This window comes from uncultured Victivallis sp. (assembly GCF_944391105.1).
Taxonomy (GTDB): Bacteria; Verrucomicrobiota; Lentisphaeria; order Victivallales; family Victivallaceae; genus Victivallis.
This window is the reverse complement of the sequence record NZ_CALXSK010000008.1, coordinates 49752-62816: the sequence shown is the minus strand read 5'-3', so window position 1 is coordinate 62816 and position 13065 is coordinate 49752. Positions and strand designations below refer to the sequence as shown.

General features: G+C 57.6%; 8 protein-coding genes. 4 read left to right on the top strand and 4 right to left on the bottom strand.

Translation table 11 applies throughout. The features are described 5' to 3' along the window. The first annotated feature begins 248 nt into the window (after positions 1-248). A complete protein-coding gene (locus Q0K10_RS04535; protein WP_294503770.1) occupies positions 249-1601 on the top strand; it encodes an MATE family efflux transporter in 1353 nt (450 codons plus the stop codon). Positions 1602-1702: 101 nt separating this feature from the next. Beyond that, entirely contained in the window at positions 1703-4606 is a 2904-nt protein-coding gene (locus Q0K10_RS04530) for a calcium-translocating P-type ATPase, PMCA-type (protein ID WP_294503766.1), read from the top strand. A gap of 67 nt (positions 4607-4673) precedes the next feature. On the opposite strand, the gene Q0K10_RS04525 is transcribed toward Q0K10_RS04530, so the two are convergent. From Q0K10_RS04525 to Q0K10_RS04510, 4 genes are all read right to left on the bottom strand, one after another. Then, on the bottom strand, positions 4674-6389 hold the full coding sequence (locus Q0K10_RS04525; RefSeq protein ID WP_294503763.1) for a right-handed parallel beta-helix repeat-containing protein: 1716 nt from the start codon (positions 6387-6389) through the stop codon (positions 4674-4676). A 38-nt stretch (positions 6390-6427) separates the two neighbouring features. Then, positions 6428-7135, bottom strand: a complete 708-nt coding sequence (locus Q0K10_RS04520) for an HD domain-containing protein (RefSeq protein ID WP_294503760.1) — start codon at positions 7133-7135, stop codon at positions 6428-6430. After that, positions 7132-9333, bottom strand: a complete 2202-nt coding sequence (gene feoB / locus Q0K10_RS04515) for a ferrous iron transport protein B (protein WP_294503757.1) — start codon at positions 9331-9333, stop codon at positions 7132-7134. The genes Q0K10_RS04520 and feoB overlap by 4 nt, the downstream gene beginning before the upstream one ends. Before the next feature lie 80 nt (positions 9334-9413). Beyond that, on the bottom strand, positions 9414-10109 hold the full coding sequence (locus tag Q0K10_RS04510) for a metal-dependent transcriptional regulator (RefSeq protein ID WP_294503754.1): 696 nt from the start codon (positions 10107-10109) through the stop codon (positions 9414-9416). A gap of 288 nt (positions 10110-10397) precedes the next feature. Here Q0K10_RS04510 and Q0K10_RS04505 point away from each other — a divergent pair, with 288 nt between their 5' ends. Together Q0K10_RS04505 and Q0K10_RS04500 are read left to right on the top strand one after the other, a co-directional pair. Continuing rightward, positions 10398-11531 carry a GntR family transcriptional regulator gene (locus Q0K10_RS04505; RefSeq protein ID WP_294503752.1) on the top strand — a complete coding sequence of 378 codons (1134 nt, stop codon included), beginning with the start codon at positions 10398-10400 and terminating at the stop codon, positions 11529-11531. A gap of 644 nt (positions 11532-12175) precedes the next feature. Then, on the top strand, positions 12176-13042 hold the full coding sequence (locus Q0K10_RS04500) for a DUF1559 domain-containing protein (RefSeq protein WP_294503749.1): 867 nt from the start codon (positions 12176-12178) through the stop codon (positions 13040-13042). Positions 13043-13065: the final 23 nt, after the last annotated feature.

Genomic DNA, 13065 nt, shown 5'->3' with positions numbered 1-13065 from the left:
AGTATATATTTTTCAAATAGTTCAAGGAAGAAATCATGTTTGATCTCACATTGGGAAAATTCTGTATTGAAGCAGGCTCCGGCAATGAATGCGATGTGACGTTGTCCGGGGCGTGGAGAATCTGATTTTTCAATCATCGGCAGGCTGTTGCGCTTCACACATGTGCTGCAGCCGTGTTGGTTTCTGCCCAAAGCCGCGGACAATGGGTTGTGTCCTCACTTTAGATCAGAAACCAGCAAGTCAAACTCATGAAACAATCAGAATATAATCTCACCCGCGGAGCGGTTCACACCCTGCTGGTCCGCTTTGCGCTTCCGTTATTTTTCTCCAATCTTCTTCAAGCCTGTTACAACATCGCCGACATGGTAATTGTCGGCCGCTTTGTTGGAAGTGCAGGAGTTGCGGCAGTCAGTAATGCCTCTACACTCTGTTTCATTGTCACCAGCATTGGCATTGGCATCGCTGTTGGCGGAACCGTATTGGCTGCCAAATTTCGCGGTGCGGGCAACACACGAGCCGAACGCGATATTGTTGGAACTCTCTTCACAGTAATGGTTCTTGCGGCGCTTCCCGTATCATTATGCAGTTACACCCTGAGCAGGCATTTGTTCCTCCAGCTGGCTGTTCCGCCGGAAGCTCTTGACGAAGCGTGCAATTACATTAAGATACAAAGTTTCGGAACGATTTTCGTATTCGGATACAATGCGATTGGAGCACTGCTGCGTGGATTCGGCGACTCGCAGCGACCGCTGATATTCATCTCTATCGCCACGGGAATCAATATCATTCTCGACTTACTTCTCGTCGGAATCATGAAAATGGGAACCGCGGGTGCTGCACAAGCCACGGTAACTGCACAGGGGAGCGCTCTGCTGATCGCTTTGGCCTTTCTGAAAAAACAGGGATTTTTTGCAGGATATCGTCTTCAAAACTTTCTTCCGAACCCGAGACAAACGGTCGAAATTTTGAAAGTAGGCATTCCATCGATGCTGCAACTTGTCGTAATCAATATCGCATTCCTGCTGGTGGGAGGAATGTTCAATCAGTACGGCGTAACCGCGGCGGCCGCTGCCGGGATCGGCCTCAAAATCAGCACGCTGGCCGGGATGCCATGCTGGGCGGTCGGCCAAGCCGTCACCGCTATGGCCGCTCAGAACCTGGGCGCCGGAAAAGTTGCACGGACTGCGGCAACAATCCGCAACGGAATCTTACTCAGTCTAGCGGCAACAGGAAGCGCGGTCCTGATGATTCAGCTTTTTGCGGAACCGCTCATCGGATATTTCGACTCTGATCCGGAAGTGATCCGATCCGGCGTACTTTATCTGCGAATCTTCTCTTCCTGGAGTGGAGTGGCCTATGCCGTCATGTACACTTGCGACGCTTTTGCAACCGGAACAGGAGCCCCCTCCCTGGCCCTGTTTAATGCCATGCTCGAAGCACTCCTGCTCCGGTTGCCGCTCTGTTGGTTTTTTGGTACACATCTCGAAATGGGATTCTCCGGAATTTGCTGGGGGATGGCACTCTCAACTCTCCCTCCAGCAGTAATCGGAGCGGCTTATTATAAAAGGGGGAAATGGCGTAATCGGGCGGACAATTATTAAAATTGCGTTAATTTTTCGTTTCGCTCTGGATAAAAAAACGGATGGATGTATTTTTATTAAAAATAAACATTAACGGGCAACTTTCATCATTCTGGAGTACTATGGACGAAAACAACAATCGCGGCACTGTCCGCTATCGCGGACTCTCCGCCGCTGAAGTGGAAGCAAGCCGCCGTGAACACGGCGAAAACCTGATGGCCCCGCCGGAGCGGGACCCATGGTATCGGCAGTTTCTCGCCAAATTCGATGATCCGGTCATCCGAATCCTCATCATCGCCGCGGTCATTTCGATGGTGACGGGCGGATGGGTCGAAGGAGCCGGAATCATCATCGCCGTACTGCTCGCAACCGGCCTCTCGTTCCTGAACGAATTCCGGGCGGAGAAGGAGTTCGACATCCTGAACAAAATCAATGACGATACGCCGGTCAAGGTCATCCGTGACGGAGAGTTCCGCCAGATTCCGAAGCGGGAACTCGTTGTCGGAGACATTCTCTTCCTCGAAAATGGAGAAGAGGCCCCCGCCGACGGCAAGGTGCTCGAAGCGGTCAATCTGCAGATCGACCAGTCCAGGCTGACCGGGGAATCCGATCCGGTCGTCAAAATGACCGAGGAGGAGGCTGCCCGCGACGACCATCCGGAGGAAACCTATCCTGCCACGCTGGTTCTTCGGGGAACCACCGCCGTCGACGGCTACGGCTACCTCGAAATCACCGCCGTCGGTGCCAATACGGAAATCGGCCGTACCGCAGTCGCGGCCGCCGAAAAAAGCGATACCGAAACTCCGCTGAATCGCCAGCTCTCCAAACTGGGCAAGCTCATCGGCGTGGTCGGATTCACGATTGCGGCAATCACGTTCATCGCGCTTGTCACCGAGGGAATCTTCGCGAAAAAACTCGTTCAGAACGCCGCGCAATGGACCGTTTCTGGGATTCTGATGATCGGCATCCTTGTGGCGCTGACCCAGGTGTGGCTGCCGGTCATCTGTGACGCGGTGGAACTCGTCAAGGGACGTTCGCCGCTTCCGAAGTTTCTGCGCAGCAAAGGATTTTTGAGCTGGATCCTCTTCATTGTCGCGGGGGCTGTCATCGCCGGAGCGGGACTCGGAATCATGGCAATGACCGGCACGCTGCCCGACACGGTCCGCGAATGGATTGCTCCGGAGGCGCTTCCGAAATTCATCACGTTTTTCATGATCGCCGTAACGCTCATCGTCGTCGCGGTTCCGGAGGGACTCGCGATGAGCGTCACGTTGAGCCTCGCCTACTCCATGCGCCGGATGACTGCCGCCAACAACCTCGTGCGCAAGATGCACGCGTGCGAAACCATCGGCGCGGCGACCGTCATCTGCACCGACAAGACCGGAACGCTGACCATGAACCGGATGCGCGTGCAGGAGGCATCGTTTCCCCGCCTCGGGCGGAGTCCGGAGGAACTCAAATTCCTCGCGCTCTGCATCGCCGGGAACTCGACCGCAAACCTCTCCCGCGTCGACCCCGCAGATCCGCAGCCGATCGGGAATCCGACGGAGGGAGCGCTGCTGCTCTGGCTCGATGCGCAGAAAATCAATTATGAAACGATCCGCTCTTCGTTTTCCATCACCCGCCAGTGGACCTTTACGACCGAACGCAAGTTCATGGCCACCAGCGGGATATCACCGGATGGGAAACACCTGTTGCTCGCGAAGGGAGCTCCGGAAATTCTGCTGAATCTCTGTTCGAGCTGCGAAACGGCAGAAGGGACCGTTCCGCTGACCGACGAACTCAAGCGCAAACAGCTCGCCGAACTGAAAACCTGGCAGGCTCGCGGCATGCGTACCCTCGGATTCGCCTTCTGCGAGAACCCGGGAGAATCCGACGAACTCGCCGACGTGGCCAAAGAGCTTACATGGCTGGGATTCACGGCGATCGCCGACCCGGTCCGCCCCGACGTTCCCGATGCGATCGCCCGTTGCTACCGCGCCGGAATCCAGGTCAAAATGGTCACGGGCGACAATCCGGAGACCGCCCGCGAAATCGGCCGCCAGATCCACCTCTGGGATGAGGAGACGCCCGCGGAAGGAACCATTCTGACGGGAGCCCAGTTCGCCGCGCTCTCCGATGAAGAGGCGGTTGCAGCCGCCTGCAAACTGCGGATCATGGCACGGGCCAGGCCGAACGACAAGCTCAAGCTCGTCCGTGCGCTGAAGAGCTGCGGCGAGGTCGTCGCCGTCACGGGTGACGGCACAAACGACGCTCCCGCGCTGAACTGTGCCGATGTCGGCATCGCCATGGGTAAAACCGGCACTTCCGTCGCCAAGGAGGCGGCGGACATCATCCTGCTCGACGATTCGTTCGGCAGCATCGTGAACGCGGTCATGTGGGGACGTTCGCTCTACCGTAACATCCAGCGGTTCCTGCTCTTCCAGCTTACAGTGAACGTTGTGGCGCTGACCATTGCAATGGCGGGTCCCTTCATCGGCATCGATCTGCCGCTCACTGTCATTCAGATGCTCTGGGTCAACCTCATCATGGATACCTTTGCGGCGCTTGCTCTCGCGACCGAACCGCCCGATCCGAAGGTCATGAATCTGCCGCCGCGCAAAAACAGTGCGTTCATCGTCACACCGGCGATGTGGCGCGGGATCGCCTGCGGCGCGGTGGTCTTTCTCGCGGCGCTGGTCGGATTGCTCATCCATATCCGGAATCTCGGGCTGGAAGAAAATTCCGCGGCAAACAACCATGAGCTCACGATCTTCTTCTGCGTATTCGTGATGCTGCAGTTCTGGAATCTCTTCAATGCGAAGTGCTTTGGAACCGGGGAGTCGATCTTCCGTCATCTGCTCGGGAACCGCGCCTTCGCAATGATCGCCGCCGGAATTCTGGTCGGGCAGATCATCATGGTGCAGTTCGGCGGGCGGGTCTTCCGAACGACGCCGCTCTCGATCCTCGAATGGGTCGCAATCATCGTCCTGACGAGTTTGATCCTCTGGGGGAGAGAACTTTACCGGCTGATCCGCCGGGCCTGACGCGCATGGTCATCATCGTTGCGACGCCGGAGTGATCCGGCGTCGTTTTATATTTTTCCGATTACGGTCACTTCTTCTCGACGAGCTGAACCGCCTTCCCGGCATCGTTCCGCAGCTCGCGGCCGCCGATCGATTGAAAATGGTTGCCGTCCAGCATGACGCGTCCGCGGACATTGCCCAGAATCCGAACGCCGTCCCCGGTGGTTCCGAAAACCCGGTTGTCCTTGAGCAGAAGCGAAATCGTGTTTCCACCCTGAAGTTTCACAGCGTCGTTCTGGCCGTTGAGAACGGTGTTCCGTTCGAAGACCGCCCCTTCAATCGGCGTGCCGGGCGAATGAACCCAGATCGACCCGAACTGCTGTCTCCAGTTCACGCCGCCGCAGTCGACGATCCAGTTGTCCCGAACCATGACGCTCTCAAACGGCCAGGCACTGTGTCCGGTCGAAACCTGGATTCCGGCAACGGGATGCGCCGCCCGGACAAGATTTGCTTCCGCAACGATGTTTTTTCCGCCGTACAAGCCGATGCCGTTCCCCCACCAGTTCGATTCGGAGGTGTTGCGCCGGAAAAGGATGTCGCTGTTTCCACCGGTCAGACCGCCCCCCTTGTCGGAATTGGAGAACGCAGCGAATGAATCATCACCGTTGCCGCGCGCATGGCAGTTCTCTATCACCACGCGATGGGAGTTGTTGTTGACGTTGATTCCGTCGGCTTTGTTGTTGCGGAATCGGCAGTCGCGAATCACGCCGTCCCGGCACTCTCCGATCCAGATGCCGACGCCGCAGCGTTCGATCCAGAGCCGTTCGATTTTGAATTTCTCCCCGGAACCGATCACTCCGCGCTGGAACGGACGGTTGCGCGTCCGGCTCTGCCCGATGATGTGCAGATCCCGGATTTCGATCTCCCGGCCGGCCAGAGCAAATCCCAGATTGCCGCTCCAGGGGCCATTCGGCGGCGGCAGCGCGTGGGTTGTGATCGTCGTGTACCACATGCCCGCGCCGCAGACCGTGACGCCGTCCAGATCCAGAAGGCCATCCTGCCGGAATACGCCGCGGGGGATGTAAACCTTTTTCTTCTGTTTCCTCGCTTCTTCCACACATTTGCGCAAAGCGGCCGTATCATCCTTGTCATCATCGGCGACAGCGCCGAAATCCGTTATGGCGAGCGCATCCGCCGGACATGGGATTTCTGGCGGAACCAGTTCAAAATCGACCAGATCAATCACATAAAAAGCCGCGTCGTCCCCCGTCGCCTTCTGAAGCGTCAGTACCGTGCCCGCAGGGAATTCGCGGTCGAAGAGCATCCGCGCCTCATCAAAGAAATTGCGCGCAAACCCGCCGGGTTTTCCGGCTGTCGCCGGATCCTCCGCCAACCCTCCGTCGGAATCGGCATAGAGCCAGGTGTAGCGCGAATGAAGCGGCAGCTTCGCCGCCGGTTTGCCGTCGGCCGCAACGGTCAGTGACGCGTCAATGCCCCCGCCCCGCGGCGCATCCGAAATACAGTAGCGCACAACGATCGCATTGAACGGTTTCGGAGCACGGAAGCGGATGTGCTCTCCCGCGCGTTCCAGACGAACCGCGCGGCGCGTGACCGCCTCAGTGGCGATATCGCCACGCGTCACCGACCGCAGCAGAGTTCCGTTGTGATCGGCGTCCGCAGCCAGGCAGGTGACGAACGGCATCTCGGCTCCGACTTCTGCCGGAACGGCGGGCACATCCAGACCAGCCGCGCCCCAGGCGGCAAGCAGGGAGATTCCGGAGATCCAATTCAGCTTTTTCAACATATTCCTCCTTCCGTTTCCGCACGGGTTTCAATGGAAAATCAATGGATTGCACCGTCACTGTCTGCCGCGGGAACGTGATGCTCCGAGTCGAGATTCAGTCCGGTTTCTTCATTCAATCGCCGAAAAAAGGTCCGCATAAACCGGGCACGTCCCCGGGCGATCCGTCTGCCCGGCTCCGTCAGCATCCCGCCCGGCAGATGTCGCAACTTCACAAGATACTCGCGGTAGGCCGTATCCTCACGGCTGTATGCGGGAGAGAGAACCGCCTCCTTCTCCGTATTGTGCAGTCGCGCATGAACACGTCCCGCAAACAAAAACGCCCGGCCGATACCGACCGCGCCAAGGGAATCAAGTTTGTCCGCATCATAGACGATCTCCGCCTCAAGAGAGGCCGGAATCCGTCCCGATCGGTAACGATGGGTCAGAACCGCCGCCGACACATGCGCAGTGAAAGCCTCCCCGAACCCGGCTTCACGCAGCAGCGGGACAACCAGTTCGGCACCGAGCTCGGCATGGCAGGTCCGCCCTTCGTCGGCCATCTCCTCCGGCCGGGCGATGTCATGCAGCAGCGCCGCCATGCGGACAACCCGGCGGTCGGCCGGCGGTAATTCGTCCGCCAGACGCATTGCGTTCGCCAGAACACGCTGCGTATGGTCGAAATCATGGCAGCCGCTCGAGTGTTCGAGCTTCTGCCGCACCGTCGCGGCAATCGCCCGGAACTTCGCCTCGAATTCGCTGTCGGTCATCGTGCCGCCCCGATTCCGGCGGATTCGACAACCGCAGTCTCCTCCGGCGCGGAAATCGAAGTTCCGATGTTCAGAAGCGAACCGGTCTGGAAGACGATGAGGGTAATCGTATAAGCGATCACGGTGAAAAGCAGAATCTGCCCGAACATGAACTTCCATGAATTCGACTCGCGCCGCACCACCGCCATCGTCGCGACACAGGGAACCGTCAGCAGACAAAAGAGCATGATGCAGAATCCCTGAAGCGGAGTGTAACTGTTCCGGAGCGCACGCTGCAGCGTCCCCTCCGCCGCTTCGGAGTCCCCGACGGAATAAAGAATTCCAAGCTGGGCGACAAAAAGCTCCTTGGCCGCGAACGCACCGATCAGCGCGGAACTCACGCGCCAGTCGAACCCGATCGGCTTCATGACCGTTTCCAGTCCCTTGCCGATCCGTCCGGCGATCGAATATTCGAGCGCTTCGCCTTTCCGTTCCGCTTCAAGGGTAGATACAGCCATTGTCTTCTCCGCCTCGGCCAAGGAGGAATTCTGCACTTGTTCAATAGCGGCATCATAATCTTTCGAATAGTCGCTCTTCTCCGGGAAGGTGTTGATGACAAAGAGGATGATCGACGCCAGAAGAATCAGCGTTCCGGCTTTCTGCAGATAGAGCGAGGTTTTCTCCCACATCAGAATGAGGATGCTGCGCAGCGTCGGCAGCCGATACGGAGGCAGTTCCATGACGAACACCTCCCCCTCCCCCTTGAAGAGCGTGGATTTCAACGCCAGCGCACAACCGAGCGCAACAACCAGTCCGATCAAGTAGAGAATCCACATGACCAGCGCCTGGTATTTGAGAGCGAAAAACGCCGGGATCAACATCGAATAAATCGGCAGCCGTGCGCCGCAGCTGATAAACGGCACGACCATGATCGTGGTCCGGCGGTCGCTTTCATTGTCGATCGTCCGGGTCGCCATCACGGCCGGAACCGAGCAGCCGAAACCGATCAGCATCGGGATGAAGCTCTTGCCGTGCAGTCCGAACATGTGCATGAATCCATCCATGACGAACGCGGCCCGGGCCATGTACCCGGTTCCTTCCAGAATTGCGATGGCGAGAAAGAGAAAGAGAATGTTCGGCAGAAAAACAAGCACTCCGCCGACACCGCCGATGATTCCCTCCACGATCAGTCGCCGCAGAAACTCCCCGTGTCCCGCCGGCCAGATCGCCGTCACGGACTCACCAAGCCACCCGAAGAACATCTCCAGGTAATCCATCGGGAACTGCCCGAGCGTGAAGGTGAATTCGAACACGAGGTACATCATCAGCAGAAAGATCGGCACCCCGAGAAATCGGTTCGTCACATATTTGTCGATCACATCCGACAACTGGCGGCGACGGTCGCTGCTGATCGTGATCGCTTCACGGCAGGCGCCGGCAATCACGCCGTAGCGAACGTCCGCCATCAGCGTCCGGCTGTTGATGCCGTTGCGGGCCGCGATCTGACGCCTCCACTCCCCGGCCTCCCGGCAAAACGGTTCAAACCCCGGTCTGGAACAGATCGCAGGGTCGTCCTCAAGCACCTTGATCGCGAAATAACGGGCGGGAATCCGACGTGTTTCGGGAAGGTTCAGCGCCGCGATTCCGGCTGTGAGAGCGCGGATCGCCTCATCGGTCTTCGGTCCGTACTTCGGCTTGACCGGACGCTGTGGAGACGGATTGTCCCGGATTGCGCAGATCGCACTCTTGAGCTCTTCAAGACCGACGCCGGATGAGCCGATCGTCTTCACGATCGGAGCGCCGAAAAACTGTTCGAGTTTACCGAAGTCAAAGACGAGCCCCTGTTTCTCCGCATCGTCGATCATGTTGAACGCGAGCAGCATGGGAATATCCAGCTCCGTCAACTGCGTCGTGAGATACATGTTGCGCTGCGCGTTGCCCGCGTCGATGACGTTGAGGATCAGGTCGATGTCGTCATTGAGCAGCTCCTGAAAGGCGACTTTCTCCTCCGGAGAAGAGGAGGACAAACTGTAAATACCGGGCAGATCGATGATTTCGGCCCGGAAGTCCCCGATCCGGCAGACCCCCGTCTTGCGTTCGACCGTGACGCCCGGATAGTTGCCGACATGCTGCCGCGTGCCGGTCAGCCGATTGAATATCGTGGTTTTTCCGCAGTTCGGATTACCGGCCAGGGCGATCCTGAAAACTTTGCTTTCCATAGGAACCAATATCCTTGCAATTAAGACGATAGCTTCAAAAATTAGAATCCGCTAAACACTTTTTCAGAAAAAAGCCCCCCTCAGGTCAGCTTGACGCAGATGAAGGCCGCATCACGCGAACGCAGCGAGAGACTGCTTCCCATGACCTTGATCCGGAGCAGATCCCCGAACGGCGCATGCCCCTCGACCTGCAGAAGCGTGCCGGGGACGAGGCCGAGATCGGCGAATTTCTTCACGCCGCGCAGATTTTCATCCACTTGAACGACCACGGCGGATTGTCCGATCGGAAGTTCGTTGAGCGGGATGACGTTCGCAAGTTCTCCCTCGGCGACTTCGGTTTTGACCCTGGGCATGGTCGTCTCAAGGAAATCGCGCAGCGATGCACAGTCTTCGCGCCCGGCAATCGCCTCGATGAGAACGACCAGGCGGGAGAGAACCGTTTCCCCGATGACGTGTTCAATTTTACAGGCGGTTTCGTCGGCCTCCTTCTCCTCAAGTTTCAAAAGACCGGAGAAGAAGCTCTTCAGCACGGAATGGCGATGGCGAATCACCGCCGCCATTTCCGCACCGCGACTAGTCAGAACCACCGGACTGTGCGACTGATAGTTGATAAGCCCCCGAACCGAGAGCGCCTGCAACGCATTCGTCACCGACGGCATTTTCACCTGAAGCCGTTCGGCGATATCTTTGGTATGGGCGTGGCCTTTGGTTTCGATAATCTCGGCGATCGCCTCGAGATAATCTTCCAGGCTGCTGGAAATCACATTGTTGCTCATAACGCATATTCCTTTCGCGGCTCTAATATATCATTTCGCGCGGTTCATTTCAAACCGTTTATTAGCTTAACCTAACAATTTCTTATAAAATTTCTCCTTGACGTCGACCGAATCGCATTCTCCGCCCCTTCCCCGTTTCTCCGGAGACAGAGTCACAGGCATGAAACCGCCAGTCGCATTTCTTTGAAAATCATCATTTTTTTCAAAAAACCACTTGACAAGCGCGACTTTTTTTGTATAATGAAAGAGAAGGCCGCTTAGCTGCTTAGCAGCTGATTAGAAAACGAGATGAAACTTATGGAAAACAACTCGAAGTCGGAACGGTTGGAACGGCACCTGCTGCGCGAGGTGCTGCCGCGCTACCGTCCCGGGGACCGGATCCCGTCGGAACAGCAGATGGCTGATGAGCTGGAGACATCGCGAACGACGATGCACAAGGTCTATTTCAATTTAATGTCGCGCGGACTCATCTACCGCAGAAACGGCATCGGAACGTTCCGCGCGGAACCATCTGCCGGAGACACCGCCCGTCCGGTTCGAATGATCACGGCGGTGATGCCATCCCTGCATCTGCTGAATGCGAAGGAGACGCCGAACTGGTTCAATCACCAGTATACTCTCGAATATTTTGCAGAGGCGGCCCGGAAGGACAATTTTATTTTAAACCTGGTCTTTTTCGATCACGACCGGTATACGCCGGAAGAGGGAGAACGGTTGTTGAACCGCAGTGACGTTCCGGCGTTTCTGTTCCCCTCGCTCGTACCGGAACTCAAACCGGTCATCGAACGGCTGAACGCCGCCGGGAAAGTGTGTGTCGGGCGCTATTTCGAGGCGACGGATTTCTGTCACACCGCAGGATTCGACATGGGGCCGGCATTCGATGACGCGATCTCCTTTCTCGCCGCCGGAGGCCGGAAGCGGATCGCGCTGCTCGATTTGTGGTCTCCGGAGCTGCCGGAAATTCCGCACTACGGCTACGCCATCGACCGTTACCACAGATTCCGTCACTCTCTGGCGAAAGCGGGGCTGCCCTATATTTCGGAACTTTACCGATTCTGTCCCCCGGGCGCCACAGATGGAGAATGGGCGATCCGCCGCATGCTGGAAGAGAAACTTCGGTTCGATGCGGTGATCTGCGGGACCGATCAACGCGCGTTCGGCGTACTCAAAGCGTTGCGCCGGGCCGGAGTGAAGGTTCCCGGGGAGGTCGCGGTCATCGGGCTCAACGACGAACCCGAATGCACGGAATGCGATCCGCCGCTGGCCTCGATCGAAGCCTCGTTCCCGGAACTCTCGAAGTTGCTGTACACCATATTGCGTGATCAGCTTGATGCCCCGGGTTCCGTCACCTTTCGACACCTGGAACATCCGGGACGCTTCATTCCGCGGGAATCCGCGGGGACGGGAGGTGTCGCCCCCTGAAAAGCAAACAGGCCGCGGAGTGCTGCAACACTCCGACGACCTCTGATCCGGAAATCCCGTGTGCAACGAAACGCCGAACCGGTACAAAATATCACGATTCGGCCTCGCAATCAACCCCATGGAAGAGGAATTGTGAAAAAATGCTGAAAAATCATCCAGTCGATCGGCCGAAAACCACATCCTGCGCCATTTCATTCCTCCCGGAAAACCGCTATTTTTCCGCTCTCCAACCCTCAGCCTTGCCGATGAAGCGCCGCACAGCGGTGATCAATGCGGCTTCGCTCATTGAATATCCAGCGATAAAAACTTGCCCCATGTCCAAGAGTTATCGGCTTTCCGCTCCGCAGCCAGAATCGTCTGAACTTCCGCAACAAAGTTCAGCGCCCGGCAGAACAAGAGAGGGGTTCGGGGGAGAGAAAGCGATTGGAAACACCGCGCCTCTCCCCGTACCGACCAACCATCAAACTTCCCAGCGGTCCATCATCGCCCCGCAACAAAGTTCAGCGCCCGGCAGAACAAGAGAGGGGTTCGGGGGAGAGAAAGCGGCTCGTAAGAGCGCGTCTCTCCCCGTACCGACCAACCCTCAAACTCCTCATCGGTCCATCATTGCCCCGCAACAAAGTCTCCGCTCGGCAAGCGGCGAAGTGGAGCAAAAACGCGAATGGGTCTTTCCGCAGAAAAGCGGGAAGAGCCGTTCGCGTTTTTGCGGCTCTTTCCCCTCGCGCCTGCCGACCGCAGCCACGTCCGGAACCGCTCCGTACCCGGCACCGGCACCTTGCCGGACGCAGGGGGTGCGGGGGGCGGCGGACACGCCCCCTGCCTCCCACGACCATGCAACGCTCCGGAAGGCGGACACGCCCCCTGCCTCCCACGACCATGCAACGGTCAAAGCCCACGACTCTGCGCCGGGAAAGGCGGCGTTTACCTTGATCGAGCTCCTCGTGGTGATTGCGATCATCGCGATTCTGGCGTCGATGCTGCTGCCGGCGCTGCAGCAGGCCCGGGAACGCGCCAAGGGGATCAACTGCATCAACAACCTGAAACAACTTTACACCGCGACGGTGATGTATACGGGAGATTACGGCTACTGGCCAGCGGCGTGGAGCTCGAATTCTCCCGAAAAGAACTGGAAAACCGACATCGTCAGCTATGTTGCCGGAAGGCATGAGGATCAGAACACGACCGGGCTTTACGGTCATCTCAAACTGTTTCAGTGTCCATCCGCGATCGGCACATCGATCAGCTGGTCCTACGGAATGAGTTACCGGACATACAGTGCGGCGAACGGTGTCGGCTGGCCGGTTCGGCGCGACGTCTGGGGGCGCGGCAAACGCAAGCCGCTGATTCTCGACATCGACATGAAAGGACATTACATCAGTCCATACGCAACGACGCCGTGGTTTGCGCCGCGCCACTCGGGAACATTCAATGTGGTGTTCATCGACGGCAGTGCGTCGCCGGAAAAAGATATGAGTGCCAGCAGCAAAACCATTGACTGGTCCGCCAATTGAAAGAAGAATTTCAAGGAAAACAT